Source organism: Pseudomonas sp. RIT288 (genome assembly GCF_000631985.1).
Taxonomy (GTDB): Bacteria; Pseudomonadota; Gammaproteobacteria; order Pseudomonadales; family Pseudomonadaceae; genus Aquipseudomonas.
On record NZ_JFYN01000013.1, the window covers coordinates 54048 to 75375 of the forward strand.

Annotated in this window: 2 protein-coding genes (1 of these 2 running past the window's edge); both read right to left on the bottom strand. The window is 64.3% G+C overall.

The window, feature by feature from the left end; genetic code table 11:
* Positions 1 to 17841: a non-ribosomal peptide synthase/polyketide synthase gene (locus BW33_RS14880; RefSeq protein ID WP_047599791.1), complete on the bottom strand. Its 17841-nt coding sequence runs from the start codon at positions 17839 to 17841 to the stop codon at positions 1 to 3.
* On the bottom strand, positions 17838 to 21328 hold the final stretch of the coding sequence (locus BW33_RS14885; RefSeq protein ID WP_047599792.1) for a non-ribosomal peptide synthetase. It continues 9523 nt past the right edge of the window; 3491 of the gene's 13014 nt are visible here — the last part of the coding sequence; the start codon falls outside the window, past its right edge; the stop codon is at positions 17838 to 17840. Before BW33_RS14885 ends, BW33_RS14880 begins: the two co-directional genes overlap by 4 nt.

A 21328-nucleotide genomic window follows, 5' to 3' on the forward strand; every position in this document is an offset into this window, starting at 1 on the left:
TCAGGACAGCACTTGGCCAACCGCCAGTGCCAGACCGTCATGCCACCACGCGGCGAAACTGAAGACGTTGGGTGCCTTGAGAATCGTGAAGTGGTTGCCTGGCCCGTACCACACCGCCAGATCGCTGACCTGCCGCTGCCAGCCTTCGAGCACTGCCGCCTGTTCGCGCTGATTGCCCCACTCGTCCAGCGTCGGGTCATCGACCAGCACCAGCCGCACCGGCCCGGTGTAGGCCAGACGCGGTTGATAGACCGTGCGCAAGGCGCTGGCGAACGTGCGTACCGGGCCGTGCATCGCATTCGGCGCCGCCCGCTCCGACAACACCCCGGCGCGCACCATGCCAGCGTGCAGCAGGCGCAATTGCGTGGTGTCGTCGGCGTTGGCGAAGGTCGCAGGATCGATGCCCAGCGACTTGCCACAGGACAATTGCAGGGTGTCGATCAACCGTTGCAGCGCGGCAGTGGCCGTGTACGGCTTGCCCGCCGTGCCGTCACCGCCCGGCGCTTCGCTGTCGATCAACGTCAGCGAAGCCACCTCGCGCCCGGCCGCCTGCAACTGCGCGGCCATGGCATGTGCGACCCAGCCGCCGAACGAATGGCCGATCAGGTGCAGCGGCCCTTGCGGGTGGATCTGTTCGATGGCCTGCAGGTAGAACGCCGCAGCGGCTTCGACCGCGCTGTGCGGCACATTGACGCCGTCCAGCCCGCGCGGTTGCAGGCCGATGATCGGCCACTCCGGGCCGATCGCTTCGGTCAGGTGAATGAACCCGGTGACACTGTCACCCGCCCCCGGCACACAGAAAATCGGCGCATGCCCCGGCTGCCCGGTCTGAATCGTCAGCAGCGGTTGATACAGCGTCGGTTCCGGCGTCACCAGGGTTTCCAGCGCCTGAGTGATGGCCTGGCCGAGCGCCTGAATGTGCGGGTGCTTCATCATGGACCGGTGATCGCCGGGGATATCGATGCAGCGCAACAAGCCCATATCGAAGCGCTCTTCCCAGCCGCGAGTCGGGCTCGGCTCGGACTGGCCATCAATCAGCTCCTGGGCACGAAACAGGTGAATTGGCTGACTCGCCGGGCTGACCCGGTAATCCGCCAGCGCCAGACGATGCGCCGCTTCACGATCAAAGTAATGCCAGGCGTCCGCCGCACTGACCGTCGCCAGTTCCGGATCGGTCAGTTGCTGCGCCTGACAGCGCTTGAACAACTCGAGGAAATCCAGTTGTTCGACTTGCGCTTCCAGCGCTTGCACCGCCGCCAGCGCCGCCTCGCTTTCGGCACCGAGCATCAGCGAACGCCCACGGCAATGGCCGAGCAACTGGCGTTTGTCGAGGCCCTCGCCGCTCCACATGGCCTTGTCCTGGGCGAGCGGGTTTGGCGCATAGCTGTCGAGCATGCCAATAAATTCCACCGGTTCATCGAGACCGAGCAATTGCTGGGCGACCTCGTGCGCCAGTACTCCACCGAACGACCAGCCCGCCAGCCGATACGGCCCGTGTGGCTGCACCGAACGGATGATTCCGACCATGCGCTGCGCCATGCACTCCAGCGTGCGCAATTGCGCTTGCCCCAGCGGCACGCCGGGCAGGCCGTAAATCGGGAACTCGCCACCGATGTGCTGGGCCAGCGTCGGGAAATAGACGTCCCTGCCGCTGAATTCATGCATCAGGAACAGCGGTGTACCGTGCGCCCCGGCACGCACCACGACCAGCCCGTCTGGCTGACTGAGCGCCTCATCCTGACTGAGCAGCGTGGCGGCAGACTCGATGCTCGGATGCTGGAACAGTTCGGCCAGAGACAGTTGCAGTCCGGCCCGTTGTAGCAGATTGACCAGCTTCACCGCCAGCAACGAATGCCCGCCCAGTTCGAAGAAGTTGTCGTGCCGTCCGACCTGTTCGACGCCGAGCACCTCGCCCCAGATCTGCGCCAGCGCGGTTTCGACTTCACCCTGTGGCGCCACGTATGGGCGGTTTATAACCGCGTCTGCCCCAGGTTCCGGCAGAGCCTTGCGGTCGACCTTATCGTTCGGCATCAGCGGTAGCGCATCAAGCAGCACAAACGCAGCGGGCACCATATATTCCGGCAGGCGCTCCAGCACATGGGCGCGCAAGGTCTCCAACGATGGCACCTCAACGCCGGCGCGCACGGTGTACCAGGCCACCAGACGCTCATCGCGCACCATCACCACGGCTTGGCGAATTGCCGGATGTTCGATCAACCGCGACTCGATTTCACCCGGTTCCAGACGCAAGCCACGCAGCTTGATCTGGAAATCGTTGCGACCGAGGAATTCCAGCTCGCCGTCGTTGTTGTAGCGCACCAGATCCCCGGTGCGGTACAGGCGATCGCCCGGCACAAACGGACTGACGATGAAACGCTCAGCCTGCATTTCCGGCAGCCCGTGATAACCGCGTGCCACGCCGACACCGCCAATATGCAACTCACCGATGACGCCTTGTGGCACTGGCTGGTCGTAAACATCCAGCACGTACAATCGGCTATTGCTCAACACCTTGCCGATCGGCACCACGTTGTCCGGCACGGGCATGTCCGGTTCCAGCGTCCATCCCGTGCTGTCAACCGTGGTTTCGGTTGGACCATACATGTTATGCAAACGCACCCAAGGCAGCCGCGCGCGCACCTGTCGCGCCAGCGCCGCACTGAGTTCACCGCCACCGTTAAGCACATCGGTCAGGCTGGTACATTGTTCGACACCGTCCTGCTCGATGAAGTGCTGGAGCAACGCGGGGACGAACTTGACCACCGTCACCTGCTGCTCGCGAATGGTCTGCACCACATAGGCCGAATCGCGGTTGCCGTCCGGTCGCGCCAATACCAGTCGCATGCCGGAACACAGCGGCCAGAAGATCTCCCACACCGAATTGTCGAAGCTGAGCGGTGCTTTTTGCAGCAGCGCACCGTGCTCGGTCGGTGGAGTCTTCTGCGAGCCCCAATGCACCATGTTGCACGCGCTGCGATGCTCGATCATCACGCCTTTCGGCAGCCCGGTGGAACCGGAGGTGTAGATCATGTAAGCGAGGTTCGAGGCGCTGAGACCAGGCACCTGCAAATCATGATCCGGCAGGTGCTGCCAGGTACTCTGGTCAAGGTCGATCACCGTGGCGGCCGCGTCATCGAACAACCCGCGAGTAGCGGTCTGCACCAGCACCGCCACTGGCGTGCTGTCCTTGAGCATGTAGGCCAGACGCTCCGCCGGATACCCCGGATCCAGCGGCACATAGGCACCACCAGCCTTGAGGATGCCGAGCAGACCAACGATCAGATCCAGCCCGCGCTCGACGCAGATCGCCACCCGCGCATCCGGCTGCACACCTTGTGCGCGCAGGTGCCGGGCCAGGCGGTTGGCGCGCTGATTGAGCTCGCAGTAGGTCAGGTTGCCTTGCGCGGATTGCAGCGCGACAGCGTCCGGTTTGCGCCGCACTTGCGCTTCGAACAAGCCGTGCAGTGGCTGCTCCAACGGGCAATCGACGGCGCTGGCGTTGAAGTCGATGAGCAAGCGCTGCTGCTCTTGCGGTGCCAGCAACGGCACTTGCGCCAGCACGGCCTGATCATCGTTGACCAGCGCCGTCAGCAGTCGCTGGAAGTAGCCGACGAAACGCTGCACCGTCGCCTCATCGAACAAGGCAGTGGCATAGCGCAACGAACCGCGAATCCCGTCGTGCGAATCGCCAAGACTCAGCGACAGGTCGAATTTCACAAAGTGGCTTTCGCCGGCCACGCCTTCCAGAGTCAGGTCGCCGAGGGTCAGGCTCGGGCCGTCGTTGTTGTCCCAACTGAACATGGTCTGGAACAACGCGCTGTGCGACAGACTGCGCAGCGGTTTGCTGATTTCCACCACTTGCTCGAACGGCAGATCCTGATGCGCCTGAGCGTCCAGGGTTTGCGCCTTGACCCGCGCCAGCAACACCTCGCCGCTCGGCTCGCCCGAGGTGTCGATGCGCAGCGCCAGGGTGTTGACGAACATGCCGATCAGGCCTTCGATCTCGGCCCGGGTGCGGTTGGCCACTGGCGAGCCGATCACCACGTCGCTTTGCCCGGACAAACGACTGAGCAACATCGCCCATGCGCTCATGATCACCATGTACGGCGTCACCGCGCGACGCTGACACAACGCTTTCAAACCGGCACTCAAGTGTTGATCGAGCACCACATCGACGCGGCTGCCGGAGTAGTCCTGCTGTAGCGGACGCGGACGATCGGTGGGCAGGGTCAGCAAGGCCGGCGCGCCGGCCAGGGTCTGCTGCCAGTAATCGCTCTGGCGCTGCAGCACCTCGCCACTGAGCCAGCGTCGCTGCCACACCGCGTAATCGGTGTATTGCAGCGCCAGCGGCGGCAGCGGATCGTCCTCGCCACGGCTGAACGCTTGATACAACGCCGCCAGCTCGCGGGTCAGCACACCCATCGACCAGCCATCGGCGATGATGTGGTGCAGCGTCAGCAACAGCACATGATGATCATCAGCCAGACGCACCAGACGTCCGCGCAGCAGCGCATCGTGCTGCAGATTGAAGGAGGCGCAGGCCTGCTCTTCGATCAGACCGCGCAAGGCATTATCAGCCTGCGGGTGCTGGCGCAGGTCTTCTACCGCCAGCAACAGAGCGGTTTCGGCCGGCAGAATAAGCACCTGCGGCTGATCGTCGATCTGGCTGAAGCGGCTGCGCAGGGTTTCGTGACGGGCGACGATGCGCGCCAGTGCCCGTTGCAGCGCGTCTTCATCCAGCCGCCCGCGCAGGCGCAGACCGACCGGGATGTTGTAGGCGCTGTGGCCGCCGTCCATCTGCGCCAGAAACCACAGGCGTTGCTGGGCGAAGGACAGCGGCAATGGCTGATCACGGGGTGCCGGCAAAATCTCCGGCAAGGTACTGCGCCCTGCCCGGCTCAGCACCTCGGCGACAGCGGCCAGCTCGGGGTTGGCGAACAACCCGGCGAGTGTCAGCTCGACGCCCAACTGCTGGCGCACCTGCGACAGCATGCGCATCGCCAGCAACGAATGCCCGCCCAGTTCGAAGAAGTTGTCGTGACGACCGACCTGTTCGAGCTGCAGCAAACCGGCCCAGATCCGCGCCAAATGGTCTTCCAGCGCCGAGATCGGCGCGACATACACCCGGCTGAGCATCGCTGCCTGCGTCGGCGCCGGCAGCGCCTTGCGGTCGACCTTGCCGTTGTTGTTCAACGGCAGGACATCCAATTGCACCCACGCGGACGGCACCATGTATTCCGGCAGTCGCGCCAGCAACTGCGCGTGCAGATCGGCGCTGTCCAGGCGTCCGGCGTGCGCGGTGTAGTACGCCACCAGACGCGTGATGTCCTGACCATCGCGGCGCGCCAGCACCACGGCTTCCTTGATCCCGTGGCAGTTGAGCAGGCGGTTTTCGATTTCGCCCAACTCGATACGGAAACCGCGAATCTTCACCTGATCGTCATTGCGCCCGATGCAGTCGAGCTGCCCCGGTGCGAGCCAGCGTGCGAGGTCGCCGGTGCGATACAGCAACGCGCCCGGTTGCTCGCTGAACGGATCCTGCAGGAACTTCTCGGCGGTCAGATCGGCGCGGTTCAGATAACCCAGCGCCACGCCCTGCCCGCCGATGTACAACTCGCCGGTCACGCCCATCGGCACTGGTTGCTGATGCACGTCGAGCACATACACCTGAGTGTTGGAGATCGGCGCGCCAATCGGCACGCTCTCGGCGTTTTCCGCCACTTCGTGCACCTCGAACGTCGTGGCGTAAGTGGTGGTTTCGGTCGGGCCGTAGCAATGCACGATGCGCAGCGCCGGCGCCTCGGCCAGCAGTCGACGGAACGCCGCCGGATCGCCACGCTCACCACCACACAGCAGAATGCGCAGGCCTTTCAGCGCCTGCGGAATCAGCTGCACGTACTGGTTGAACAGCGCGGTGGTGACGAACAGCACGGTCGCCCCGGAGGCGCTCAGCTCATGGCCGAACGCGTTTGGATCAAGCAGGGTCTGGTGATCGATGACCACCACACGCCCGCCGTTGAGCAATGGCCCCCAGATGTCCATGGTGCTGGCGTCGAACGCCGGGTTGGAGGCGAACACCACGCGGTCCTGCGCATGGAAATCGGCGTAGCCATTGTTCAGCACCAGGCGGCCGATGGCGCGGTGCGGCACCATCACGCCTTTCGGGGTGCCGGTGGAGCCGGAGGTGTACATGATGTACGCCAGCGACTCCGAGGACTGCGCCAGGGTCGGGTTGTGCGTCGGTTGGCCACTGAGGGTCAAGCGGTCGAGGTCGATGCGTGGCGCGGCGTAGTCGATGACTTCACTGCTGAGGGTCAGCAACGCCGCTGCCTGACAGTCCTCGACCATGAACGCCTGCCGCTCGCTCGGGGCATTGATATCCAGCGGCACATAGGCCGCCGCGCACTTGGCAATTGCCAGCTGCGCCACCAGCAGTTCCAGCGAACGCGGCAACAGGATCGCCACGTGGTCGCCGGGGTGCACGCCTTGGCTGATCAAGTGATGCGCCAGACGGTTGGCCTGGGCGTTCAGCTCAAAATAGCTCAGCGAATGCTCGCCATGCACCGCCGCCACCGCCTTCGGATGCGCCGCTGCCTGCTGCTGGAAAATCCCGTGCACGGTCAGCGCTTGCGGGTATTCGCGTGCCGTGGCGTTGAAGTCGTAGAGCAAGCGCTGACGCTCAGACTCGGCGAGTAACGGCACCCGCTCCAGCACTGTCTGCTCATCGTTGACCATCGCCGCCAGCAGGCACTGCAAGTAGCCGACATAACGCTCGACGGTCGCTTGATCGAACAATGCCGTGGCGTATTCCAGCGATCCGCGAATCCCCCCGTTGACCTCACCCAGGGTCAGGGTCAGGTCGAACTTGGCCACCCGGCCCGGCGCAGCGATCCCTTCAAGGCTCAGATCGCCCAGCGCCAGGTGCGGGCCGACGCTGCTGTCCCAGCTCAGCGTGCTCTGGAACAGCGGGCTGTGCGCCAGACTGCGCGCCGGCCGGGCGATTTCCACCACTTGCTCGAACGGCAGATCCTGATGCGCCTGCGCCTCCAGCGTGCGCGCCTTGACCCGCGCCAGCAGCGTGGCCACGCTCGGCTCGCCGGAAGTGTCGATGCGCAGGGCCAGAGTGTTGACGAACATACCGATCAGGCCTTCGATCTCGGCCCGGGTGCGGTTGGCCACCGGCGAGCCGATCACCACGTCGGACTGCCCGGACAAACGACTCAGCAATAACGACCAGGCACTCATCAGGGTCATGAACAGGGTCACGCCGTGACGCTGGCTCAAGGCTTTGAGCCCGGCGCTCAGATGCTCGTCGAGCCGTACTTCGACGCTGCTGCCGGCAAAATCCTGCTGTGCCGGACGCGGACGGTCGGTGGGCAGGGTCAGCAACGCGGGTGCGCCGTCGAGGGTCTGCTGCCAGTAATCGCTCTGGCGCTGCAGCACTTCACCACTGAGCCAGCGCCGCTGCCACGCGGCGTAGTCGCCGTATTGCAGCGCCAGTGGCGGCAATGGATCCGGCTGACCCTGACTGAAGGCCTGATACAGCGCCATCAGCTCACGGGTCAGCACACCCATCGACCAGCCATCGGCGACGATGTGATGCACGGTCAGCAACAGCACATGGTGCTCGTCAGCCAGACGCATCAGGCGTCCGCGAATCAGTGGATCGTGCTGCAGATCGAAGGCAGTCGCGGCTTCCTGCGCGAGCAGTGCCTGCACCGTGGCTTCGGCCCGTGGATCCTGACGCAGGTCTTCCACCTGCAACAGCAGGCCGCTGTCGACCGGTGCAATCGTCACCTGCGCCTGATCGTCGATGCTGACGAAACGGCTGCGCAGGGTTTCGTGCCGCGCAACGATCTGCGTCAGCGCGCGCTGCAAGGCTTCGACATCGAGCCGCCCACGCAGGCGCAGGCCAAGCGGAATGTTGTACGCCGAGTTGCCACCCGCCATCTGCGCCAGGAACCACAGGCGTTGTTGGGCGAAGGACATCGGCAACGCTTGATCACGCGGTGCCGGCACAATGTCCGGAAGCGCGCTGCGCCCGGCACGATTCAATACTTCAGCGACTGCGCTCAATTGCGCATCGGCAAACAGCTCACTCAACGCCAGTTCGACCCCGAGGCGCTGACGGATCAGCGAGACCATGCGCATCGCCAACAGCGAATGACCGCCTAGTTCAAAAAAGTGATCGTGACGGCCGACCTGCTCGACTTGCAGCACTTCGGCCCAGATCTGCGCCAGTGCGGTTTCCAACTGGCCTTGCGGCACCGCGTATTCGCGGGTGGGTAGCGCGGCCAGATCCGGTTTCGGCAACGCCTTTCGGTCGACCTTGCCATTGGCGGTCAGCGGCAAAGCTTCGAGCCGGACAAACGCTGCCGGCACCATGTAGTCCGGCAACTGCGCCAGCAGATGCTCGCGCAACTCGCCCACCGCCAGTGGCTCGGCCCCCGGCTGTTCGGTGAAATAGGCCACCAGTCGCGGCTGGCCGGGTTGGTCCTCGCGGGCCAGCAGCACCGCTTCGTTGATACCGGGGAGCTGATTGAGCCGGGTCTCGATCTCGCCCAGTTCAATACGCATGCCACGGATTTTCACCTGGTCGTCGTTACGCCCCAGGTAGTCGAGCGAGCCGTCTTCGCGCCAACGGGCAAGGTCACCGGTGCGGTACATGCGTGCATTCGGCAAGGGGCTGAAGGGGTCGTGCAGAAAGCGTTCGGCGGTCAGATCGGCGCGGTTCAGATACCCCCGAGCCACCCCCGCACCACCCACGTACAACTCGCCCATGACGCCCATTGGTACCGGGCGTTGCTGCTCGTCGAGCAGGTAAACCGCCGCGTTCGCCACCGGTTTGCCGATGTGCAACGCGACGCCGACGTCGATACGCCCGGAAGTGGCGACCACGGTGGCTTCAGTCGGGCCATAGTTGTTGATCACGGCGAAGCGCTGGTCGCGGTTGAACTGGCGCAAGCGGTCGCCACCAATCAGCAAGGTGCGCAAAGTCGGGTGATCGAGGTTCTGGCTGAACGCGTATTCAGCGATCGGCGTTGGCAGGAAGCTCACCTCCAGCGGTTGCCCGCGCCACCATTCGAGCAACGCGTCGATGTCTTCGGTGCCGTCATGGGTCGGCGCCAAGTGCACCGTCGCGCCCACACACAGGGCCGGCCAGACTTCCCACGCCATCGCATCGAAGCCAAACCCGGCAAGGCTTGAGGTGTGGCTGCCGGCGCGTAAATCGAACGCTTCACAGTGCCAGTCGACCAGATTGGACAGCGTCTGATGCTCGACCATGACCCCTTTGGGCAGACCGGTCGAACCCGAGGTGTAGATCACGTAGGCCAAATGCGCAGCGCTCAGTCCCGGCACCGCAGGGTTGTGCTGCGCCTGCGCCGGCCATGCGCACAGGTCGACATCGATCACTGGCACGGTCAGCGCCGGTAGTCTCTCGTGCAGATCGCTTTGAGTGAGCACCGCGACCGGCGCGCTGTCGCCGAGCAAATAGCTGATCCGCTCGGCGGGATGCGCCGGATCGATCGGCACATAGCCGGCGCCTGCCTTGAGGATGGCGACCAGACCGACCAACGTATCCAGCCCTCGGCGGGCGACGATGGCCACACGATCATCAGGTTTCACGCCTGATTCGATCAAGTGATGCGCCAGCGCATTGGCCTGGCGATTGAGCTGCAAGTAAGTCAGCGGCTGCCCCGCAAATAGCGCTGCCACGGCCTGCGGACGCTCGGCAACCTGCTCTTCGAAACGTTGGGCAATCGTCAGCCCTCGGGGGTAGTCAGCCCCGGTCGTGTTGAAGCCCGCCAGCAACTGTTCACGCTCGTGCACCGGCAGGATCGACAACCGGTCAAAACCCACATGCGGCGTGTGCTCCAGCGCCCCGAGCAACACGCTTAACGCAGCCTGCATGTACCCGCAGATACGCTGCGCATCGATGCCGGCCCCGGCCAATACTTTCAGACTGAAGCCTTCACCGAGATCGTCAACGCTGAGGGTCAGGCGATAGTTGGTATGCTCCTCGGCTGCCAGCAATTGCATGCCCTGCCACGCCGCTTGCACCTCGGCGGATATCGGCCTGACCGGACTGCTGTGACGATAGTTGAGCAGTGTGCTGAACAGCGGCGTGCCCGCCGGCATCGCACTGCACTGCTGCACCTGCGCCAGTTGCGCGTGCTCATGAGCGAGTAGCTGACTCAGGCGTTCATGGGTGGCCAGCGCCGCCCCTTTGACGCTGTGCGCATTGAGTTCGATGCACAGCGGCAAGGTGTTGATGAACACACCCAGCGCCCGCTCCGAGCCTTCGCCGCCCTGCAATCTGCCAAGCAACACCGTGCCGAACACCACGGCGTCGCGCCCGGACAATTGCCCCAGCACCTGCGCCCAGGCGAGGTGCATCAGGCTGGCGGCGCTGACACCCAAGCGCCGTGCCTGTTGCCGGACGCTGTGACTGAGTGTGTTTTCCAGCATCAACTGCGCTTCCTGCGCGGGACCGTCATGGGCAAGATGTTGACCGTAGGGCAAGGTCGGCTCATCGATGGCGCCGAGCATTTCGCGGAAGAAGCTATCGTGCTCTTGCTCACTCAGACCGGCCTGGGTGTGCGCCACGTAATTGCGATACGGCACCGGTTCGCTCAAGTGCCCGGTGCTGCCGAGCAGAAACGCCTGCATCTCGTGCTGCAACACCTCAAGTGCCACGTGATCCATGACCAAATGATGGAATAGCAGCAATGCCACCACGCGTTGATTGAACACATCGCGGCTATATACCACGCGCATCAGTGGTGCCTCGGTGACGGGCATGCGGTAGTTATCGACGGTGAATCGGTTACGCAACTGGCTCAGTACGTCCCCCCCTTCGGTGTCCGGTTCCAAGGCCTCGCAGCTCAGCGAAGCCTGACGCCAGACCACTTGCACCGGCTCCTCCAGCCCCTCCCAGAACAGCGAAGTGCGCAGAATGTCCTGGCGCTCGATCACCCGTTGCAGCGCATCGGTGAAGGCCTGCAAACGCTGTTCGTCGGCGAAGGCAAACTGCGCCTGCAGCACATACGGGTCGCCCTGCGCGGCCGACAGATGATGGAACAGGATGCCGGTCTGCAAAGGCGCCAGCGGGTAGATATCCTGAACGTTGCGGGCACCGCCGGGGACACTCGCAACGATGCGGTCAATCGTCGCTTGATCCAGCGTCACCAGTGGCAACAATTCAGGCGTGATACGCGTGCAGTCCGCCGGGACAAGGTTTGCCGCCACTGCCGCATCGGGTTCTCCACCTACCGCCCCTGCCAATGCGGCCAGCGTCGGTTGGCCGAACAGCACGCGAATATCCGCCGACAGGCCGGCCCGGCGCATGCGTGCAACCAGATTGACCGCCAACAGCGAGTGGCCGCCCAGCTCGAAGAAATGATCAAAGCGCCCGACCCGCTCAACCTTCAGCAGCTCGGCCCAGATCCCGGCGATGACGGTTTCGACTTCACCGATCGGGGCTTCATATTCGCGGGTCAACAGTGCAGTCTGATCCGGAGCCGGCAAAGCCTGTCGGTCCAGTTTGCCGTTGGGGCTCAGCGGCAAGGCCGGCAAATGCACAAACACGGCAGGCACCATGTAATCCGGCAGATGCTTGAGCATTTGGCTGCGTAGCTGATCGTTCTCCAAACACTCGCCGCTGTAATACGCCACCAGCCGCTGATCGCCCGCCACATCTGCACGGGCTAGCACGGCCGCTTCGCGCACGCCGTCGACATGCGCCAGATGCGCCTGAATCTCGCCCAGCTCGATACGCAAACCACGGATCTTGACCTGATCGTCGTTGCGCCCCAGATACTCGATATTGCCATCGGCCAGATACCGCGCGACGTCGCCGGTGCGGTACAAGCGCGCGCCAGACTGATCACTGAACGGGTCGTCGAGGAAGCGTTCGGCCGTCAGCTCAGGCCGATGCAGATAACCCCGTGCGACCTGCACGCCGCCGAGATACAGCTCGCCGACCACACCCAATGGCGTCGGTTGCTGATGAGCATCGAGGATGTACACGCGGGTGTTGCACAGCGGTTTGCCAATCGGCGGCGCGCCTTGCGGTACCGGCGAATGAGGTTCCAGCGTCCACACGGTGCTGTCGACAGTGGCCTCGGTCGGGCCATACACGTTGTGCAGGCGCACCTGCGGCAGACGCTCGCGCACGCTGCGCACCAACGCGGCGGTCAGCTCACCGCCACCACAGAACACATCGCTCAGACTGCTGCATTCACCGACGTCTTCCACTTCCAGGAATGCCTGCAACAGCGCTGGTACGAACTGGATGACATTGACCTGTTGCTCACGAATCAGCTGCACCAGCGCGGCCGGATCGCGGTGGTCGTCCGGCCCGGCGAGAACCAGACGCATGCCGCAGCTCAACGGCCAGAACAGCTCCCACACCGAGGCGTCGAAGCTGAACGGGGTTTTCTGCAGCAGCGCGGCGCCGGTAGAAAGCGCACACAGCCCGGCGCTCCAGTGAAGCAGATTGTCCAGGTTGCGGTGCTCGACCATCACGCCTTTCGGCGTGCCAGTGGAGCCGGAGGTGTAAATCACATAAGCCAGGTTCGCGGCACTCAAGTCCGGCACCCACGGATTGCTCTGCGCCAGGTCTTGCCAGGTGCACTGGTCGAAATCGACCCGCACGCCCGCCCACTCGCCGATCAGCGCGCGCGTCGGCGCATGCACCAGCACCGCCACTGGTGCGCTGTCCTCAAGCATGTAGGCCAGACGTTCGGCAGGATACCCCGGATCGAGCGGCACATAAGCGCCGCCAGCCTTGAGAATCGCCAGCAGACCGACCAGCAATTGCGGCCCGCGCTCGACGCAGATCGCCACCCGCGCATCGCTGCCCACACCGCACTGGCGCAGGTGATGGGCGAGTTGGTTGGCACGGCGGTTCAACTCTGCATAACTCAAACGCAATTCACCGGCCACCACGGCATCAGCGTCTGGCGTGCACAACACCTGCGTTTCGAAGCGACCATGAACGGTCTGCTCGAGATCGTGGGGGACGGCGGTTGCGTTCAGATCGAACAGCAGATGCTGACGCTCGTCCTCCGCCAACAACGTCACCTGCTCCAGCACCGCTTGATCATTGTTGACCATCGCCTGCAATAGTCGCTGGAAGTAACCGACGTAACGCTCGATGGTCGACTCATCGAACAAGGCGACGGCGTACTCCAGCACACCGCGAATCCCGCCCGGCGCCTCCGCCAGCGTCAGCGATAAATCGAATTTGGCAAAGTGGCTCGGCTCAGCGACGCTTTCCAGCGTCAGCTCGCCCAAACTCAGGCTGGCGCCGTGGCCGCTGTCCCAACTGAACATCGCTTGGAACAACGGGCTGTGCGCCATGCTACGCACGGGCCGGGTGATTTCCACCACCTGCTCGAACGGCAGATCCTGATGCACCTGCGCTTGCAGGGTTTGCGTCTTGACCCGCGCCAGCAGCGCTTCGACGCTCAGCTCGCCCGAGGTGTCGATGCGCAGCGCCAGGGTGTTGACGAACATGCCGATCAGGCCTTCGATCTCGGCGCGGGTGCGGTTGGCCACCGGCGATCCGATCACCACTTCAGCTTGCCCGGACAAGCGGCTGAGCAGCATCGCCCAGGCACTCATCAGCGTCATGTACAGGGTCACGCCGTGGCGCTGGCCCAGGGCTTTAAGCCCGGCGCTCAAGCGTTCGTCGAGCACTACGGCGACGCTGCTGCCGGCATAGTCCTGCTGCGCCGGACGCGGCCGATCGGTCGGCAGCATCAGCAGCGCCGGGGCGCCGGCGAGGGTCTGTTGCCAGTACTCGCTCTGGCGTTGCAACACCTCGCCGCTGAGCCAGCGTCGTTGCCACACCGCGTAGTCGGTGTATTGCAGCGCCAGCGGCGGCAATGGATCCGGCTGACCGTGACTGAACGCCTGGTACAGCGCCATCAGTTCGCGGGTCAAAACGCCCATCGACCAACCGTCAGAGATGATGTGGTGCAGGGTCAGCAACAGCACATGGTGATCGTCGGCCAGGCGTACCAGTCGTCCACGAATCAACGGATCGTCCTGCAAGTCGAACGGCCCCGAGGCTTCGCCCTGAATCAGCGCCTGCAGGGTTTCCTCAGGCTGCGGGTGCTGGCGCAGGTCTTCGACCCGCAGCAGCAGACCGGTGTCCACCGGGGCGATCAGCACCTGCGCTTCGTCGTTGAATTGCGCGAAGCGGCTGCGCAGGGTTTCGTGACGGGCGACGATCCGCGCCAGTGCGCGTTGCAGCGCCGCGTCGTCGAGACGGCCACGCAGCCGCAGGGCCACGGGAATGTTGTAGGCGGTGTTGGCGCCTTCCATTTGCGCGAGGAACCACAAGCGTTGCTGGGCGAACGACAGCGGCAACGCGCCGTCACGGGCGACGGGCACAATCTGCGGCTGGGCACAGCGTCCGGCCTCGTTCAGGACTGACGCGACCGCCGCCAGTTCGGCGTTGGCGAACAGATCGTTCAGCGCCAGCTCGACACCCAGGCGCTGGCGAACTTGCGACACCATGCGCATCGCCAGCAGCGAATGCCCGCCGAGTTCGAAAAAGTGATCCTGCCGCCCGACCCGCTCGACCTGCAGCACATCGCCCCAGATTTGCGCCAGCGCGGTTTCCACCTCGCCTTCGGGCGCCGCGTATTCACGGGTGAACAGCGCTGCGAGATCCGGCGCCGGCAAGGCCTTGCGGTCGACCTTGCCGTTAGCGGTCAGCGGCAGCGCGGCGAGTTTGACGAACGCCGTCGGCACCATATATTCCGGCAAACGGTTGAGCAGTTGCGCGCGCAACTCGCCCACCGGCAGCGCTTCGACCTGCGCCTGTTCGGTGAAGTAGGCCACCAGTCGCGGCTGGCCGGGTTGGTCTTCGCGGGCCAGCAGCACCGCCTCCTGAATCCCCGGCAACTGGTTGAGGCAGGTTTCGATCTCGCCCAGCTCGATGCGCACGCCGCGGATCTTCACCTGATCATCGTTGCGCCCCAGGTACTCGAGGTTGCCGTCCTCGCGCCAGCGTGCGAGATCGCCGGTGCGGTACATCCGCGCATTCGGCAAGGGACTGAACGGGTCACGCAGAAAGCGCTCGGCGGTCATTTCCGGGCGATTCAGATAGCCACGGGCGACCCCGGCACCGCCAACGTACAACTCGCCAGCCACCCCAAGCGGCACCGGGCGCTGTTGTTCGTCGAGCAGGTACACCGTGGCATTGCTCAGTGGTTTGCCGATGTGCAGCGCGTCGCCGCTTTGCACCAGACCAGAAGTCGCGACCACCGTGGCCTCGGTCGGGCCGTAGTTGTTGATCACGTCGAAATGCTGGTTGCGATTGAACTGGCGCAAGCGGTCGCCGCCGATCAGCAGCGTGCGCAGGGTCGGGTGTTCGAGGTTCTGGCTGAAGGCGTATTCGGCCACCGGCGTCGGCAGGAAGCTCACGTCCAGCGGCTGCGCGCACCACCACGCCAGCAAGGCATCGATGTCTTCGCCGCCCTCGTGGGTCGGCGCCAGATGCAGGGTCGCGCCCGCGCACAGCGCCGGCCAGACTTCCCAGGCCATCGCATCGAAACCGAAACCGGCGAGGCTTGAGGTGTGACGCCCGGCGCACAGATCGAATGCCGTGCAGTGCCAGTCGACCAGATTGCTCAAGGTGTGATGCTCGACCATCACCCCCTTGGGCAAACCAGTGGAGCCGGAGGTGTAGATCACGTAGGCCAGGTTTTCGGTGCTCAGGGCCGGTACCTGCGGGTTTTGTGTGGCAGTCAGTGGCCAAGTGCAGTGATCGAGATCGAGCACCGGCACGTTCAGCGCCGGCAGTCGCTCGCGCAGATGGCTTTGGGTCAGTACGGCGACGGGCGCGCTGTCGTCGAGCAGGTAGTTCAAACGCTCCGCCGGATGCGCCGGATCAATCGGCACGTAACCGGCGCCGGCCTTGAGGATCGCCACCAGTCCGACCAGGGTGTCCAGCCCACGGCGGGCGACGATCGCCACGCGATCATCCGGCTTCACGCCCAAACCGATCAGATGCTGTGCCAAGGCGTTGGCCTGAGAGTTGAGTTCGGCGTAGGTCAGTTGCGCGTCGGCAAACACTGCCGCCAGCGCCTCCGGCCGTTCGGCGACCTGCGTCTCGAAACGTTGCTGGAGGGTCTGTGCGGTCGGGAAATCCACATGGGTGGCATTGAAGTCGAGCAGCACCTGCGCAAGTTCCGCCGCCGGCAGGATCGGCAGTTGATTGACCGGCGTCTGCGGCGCTTGCTCCAGCGCGAGCACGAGGGTTTCCAGCGCGCAGTGCAGGTAGTCGCAGATGCGCTGCGGATCGGTTTGCGTGCTGGCCAGCAAGGTCAGGCTGAAGGCGTCGCCGAGATCATCGACACTCAGGGTCAGCGGATAGTTGCTGCGCTCTTCGGAATGCAGAGTGGTGATGCCCTGCCACGCAGCGAGGGTTTCGGCGCTGGCGGTGGCGACGTTGTGGCTGTGACGATAATTGAGCAGCGTGCTGAACAGTGGCGTCGGCGCCACCACGTGGCTGCAGCGCTGGGCCAGGACCAGCGGTGCGTGTTCGTGACGCATCAGCGTGGTCAGCCGGGCGTGGGTGGCGTTGACTGCCGCGCACACATCCTGCCCGTCGATATTCACCCGCAACGGCAAGGTGTTGATGAAAATCCCCAGCGCCCGGTCAATCGCTTCGGCGCCTTGCATGCGGCCCATCAGCACCGTGCCGAACACCACCTGCTGCTTGCCGGTCAGCGCGGCCAGTACCTGCGCCCAGCCGAGGTGGAACAGGCTGGCGACACTGACGCCGAGCGTCCGTGCCTGCGCCCGCAAACGCTGGCCCAATAGCGCCGCGACCGGCACGCTGAGTTCGATGATTTCGCTGCCGTCACCTTGCACATCCTGCAGGCCGTAAGGCAGCGTCGGTTCATCGACGTCGCTGAGCATCTCGCGGAAAAACGCCTCGTGCTCGGCCTCGCTGACGCCCAGACGCGCCTGCGCCACATAGTTGCGAAACGGCACCGGGCGCCCAAGCAGCTCACGCTGCCCGGTGAGGCAGGCGCGCATTTCGTGGCGCACCACGTCGAGGGCCGAGTGGTCGAGCGCCATGTGATGGAACAACAGCGTGGCGATCACCCGTTGCCCGGCCTCATCCCAGGCGTGGGCCAGACGCATCAGTGGTGCCTGGGTAACGTCGAGGCGGAAGTGCCGGGCGTCGAAGCGCTCATGCAGATACGCCAAAACGTCGCTGGCGGCGTCTGGCAGCGTCACGTCTTCCACCGGCAGTTCGGCCCGGCGCCAGACCACCTGCACCGGCGCATCCAGTCCTGCCCAATGCACAGCGGTGCGCAGAATGTCATGGCGATCGATCACTGCCTGCAGCGCTTGAGCGAACGCTTGAAAACGCTCACGGCTGGCGAAGGCGAAATGCGACTGCATGACATACGGATCACCGTCACCGCCACTGACGTGGTGATACAGGATGCCTTCCTGCAGCGGCGCCAGCGGGTAGATGTCCTGCACGTTGGCTGCGCCGCCGGGGACTTGTGCGACGAGGTGATCGATGGTCGCCTGGTCGAGCTCGACCAGCGTCAGCATTGCCGGGGTGATGCGCGTGGTGCCCGGGACGATGCCGTTGGCCGGCACCTCGACCTGGCCATGCTTGCTGGCCGAGTACTGCCCGGCCTTGATCAGTTCGATCAGCGCCGGTTTGTGCTCACGCAACTGCGCCAGCAACGCCGGGTCGTTCAACGCCTGCTTGTTGCCGTTGACCCGCAACTGGTCGTCCGCGACCGCCAGCTGAATATCTTTAGCCTTCAATGTGGCCAACAGTTCGATCACGTTCACAGGACGATCTCCATTCGTTCGGTAATTGCGGCGTAGCCGGCCAGGGTCGGATGTTCGAACAGCGACCTGACATCGGCTTCCATGCCTTCCTGACGCAGCCGGCCGATCAGACTGACCGCCAGCAGCGAGTGACCACCCAGTTCAAAGAAATGATCGTGGCGCCCTACCCGCTCGACGTTGAGCAACTCGGCCCAGAGCCGTGCGAGGGTGATTTCGACGTCGCCCACCGGGGCTTCGTATTCGCGCACAGGCAGTGCGGCCTGATCCGGGGCCGGCAGCGCCTTGCGGTCGAGTTTGCCGTTGGGGCTCAGCGGCAGTGCATCGAGATGCACGAACAGCGCTGGCACCATGTAGTCCGGCAGATGCTCCAGCAAATGGCTGCGCAACACGTCGACTTCCAGGCGTGCCCCGGTGTAGTACGCCACCAGACGCTTGTCGCCGGATGCATCTTCGCGGGCGAGTACAGCGGCTTCCTGAATGCCGTCGATCCGGGTCAAACGTGCCTGAATCTCGCCGAGTTCGATGCGCAAACCACGGATCTTCACCTGATCGTCGTTGCGGCCGAGGTATTCGATATTGCCGTCCGGCAGATAGCGGGCGACGTCGCCGGTGCGGTACATGCGCCCATTGGCCAGGAACGGATCGTTGAGGAAGCGTTCGGCGTTCAGTTCAGGGCGATTCAGATAACCACGTGCGACCTGCACGCCACCGATGTACAACTCGCCGGCCACGCCGTGCGGCACCGGTTGCTGCCGGGTATCGAGGATGTACATGCGGGTGTTGGCAATCGGTTTGCCGATCGGCGTGTTGTCCGGAGTGCTTTCCAGCGGCCCGGCGCAGCGCCACGCGGTCACGTCCACCGCCGCTTCGGTCGGGCCGTAGAGGTTGTGCAGTTCGCTGCCCGGCAGTTGCTGTTTGAAGCGCCGCACCACGCTGCCCGGCAACGCTTCTCCGCTGCACATCACCTGACGCAGGCTGGTGCAGCGTGCGGTGTCGGCGTGGGCGAGAAACACGTCGAGCATCGATGGGACAAAGTGCAGCGTGGTGATGTGTTCGCGTTCGATCACTTCACTGAGGTATTTCGGATCTTTGTGCCCCTCGGGCCGGGCCATGACCAATCGGGCGCCAGTCATCAACGGCCAGAAAAACTCCCAGACCGAGACGTCGAAGCTGAACGGGGTCTTTTGCAGCACCGTGTCGCTGGCGGTCAGTTGATAGGCGTCCTGCATCCACAGCAAGCGGTTGACCACCCCGGCGTGTTCGTTGATTACGCCTTTCGGTTGGCCAGTGGAACCGGAGGTATAGATCACGTACGCGGTGTGCTGCGGGGTCAGTTCAGCGAGCGACAGATTGTCGGTCGGCAGCGCTTGCCAGTGCGGCTGATCCAGATCGATCACCGGCACGCCAGCGTCACCGAGCAACGAACGCGTCGAACCCTGCACCAGCACCGCCAGCGGCACGCTGTCCTCCAGCATGTAGGCCAGACGTTCCAGCGGATACGCCGGATCCAGCGGCACATAACCGCCGCCGGCCTTGAGGATCGCCAGCAGCCCGACCACCATGTCCAGACCACGCTCGACGCAGAGCGCCACCCGCGCATCCGGCCCTATACCCAATTCACGCAGGTGCCGCGCCAGTTGATTGGCCCGGGCATTGAGTTCGGCGTAGCTCAGTTGCTGCTCACCCGCTACCACGGCGGGCGCCTGCGGCGAGCGCGCCACTTGCGCCTCGAACAAGCCGTGAATGGTCTGCTCAAGGTTGTAATCGACCGCCGTTGCATTCAGGCCGAACAGCAACTGCTGGCGCTCGGCATCCGCCAGCACCGGCAGGCGGTTCAAGGCCTGCTGCGGAGTCTGCTCCAGCGCCTCGACCAACCCCGCCAACGCCTGCTGCATGTAGCCACACACCCGCGCCGCGCCAATCTGCGAAGGGGTCATCGCCGTAAGGTCAAAACCCTGACCCAAGTCATCGACGTTGAAGCTCAGCGGATAGTTGGTGCGCTCCTCGCTGGAGAGGTTTTCGATGCCTTGCCAGGCCAGGCGATTGGCCTGCAATTGTTCTTCGCTGACGCTGTGCCGGTAGTTGAGCATGGCGCTGAACAGCGGCGACGGCGCAGCCACCCCGCTGCAACGCTGGGCCAATGCCAGTGACGCATGTTCATGGCCGAGCAATGCGGTCAGTTGGGAATGGGTGGCGCGCACTCCCGCGCGCACCGAAATATCGCCCAGATCCACCCGCAGCGGCAGCGTGTTGATGAACATTCCCAGGCCGCGATCGGCGCCGGTACCGCCCTGCATCCGCCCCAGCAACACGGTGCCGAACACCACGCGCTCATGTCCGGAGGTCGCCGCCAATACCTGGGCGAATGCCAGATGAAACAGGCTCGCGACACTCACGCCCATCTGCCGCGCCTGGCTGCGCAAGCGCCGCGCCAAACCTTCGGGCAGGCGCTGACGGACTTCTTCGATGTCATGGCCGTCACCGTGCACATCCAGCAAACCGAACGGCAGCGTTGGCTCGTCGATCTCGCCGAGCATCGCGCGGAAAAACCCTTCGTGCTCCTGCTCGCTGACGCCCAGCCGGGTCTGCGCCACGTAATTGCGATACGGCACGGCGGGTATCAGGGTCTCGCCGTGACCGAAGAGCAGCGCCTGCAGTTCCTGCTGCACCACTTCCAGCGCCGTGTGATCCATGGCGATGTGATGGAACAGCAGCATGGCGACCACCCGGTCGTTGGCCGGATCCTGCGCATACACCAGGCGAACCAGCGGCGCCTGACTGAGGTCGATGCGGTAATGCCGCGCGTCGAAACGCTCAAACAATTGCGCGAGTACGTCACCAGCGGCCGGGTCGAATGCAACTTCCTGCAGCGGCAGCTCAGCTTCGCGCCAGACCACTTGCACCGGCATCGCCAACCCTTCCCAGACCACGCCGGTGCGCAGAATGTCGTGCCGGGTCATGACCTGACGCAGCGCGGCGGCAAAGGCTTGCACGCGTTCGAGGCTGTCGAATGCCAGGCGCGATTGCAGCAGGTACGGATCACCCTGCCCGGCGCTCAGGTGGTGATAAAGAATGCCTTCCTGCAATGGCGCCAGCGGATAAATGTCCTGCACGTTGACGGCACCGCCCGGCACCGTGGCAACGATACGTTCGAGGCTCTGCTGATCCAGTTGCAGCAGGGTCAGCATGTCTGGAGTGATGTGCGTGCAACCGAGTGGAATCAGGTTGTCCGGCACCGCGACTTCGCGACCACTGCCGACGGCGGCGGCCAGCGCGGCGAGGGTCGGCTGGCTGAACAGCACGCGCACGTCGGTGCTCAGGCCGAGCTGACGCATGCGTTCGATCAGGTTCACCGCCAGCAGCGAATGGCCGCCCAGTTCAAAGAAGTTGTCGTGACGCCCGACCTGTTCGACCTGCAGCACCTCGGCCCAGACCTGCGCCAGCGCGGTTTCCACCGGCCCTTGCGGGGCTGCGTATTCGCGGCTGA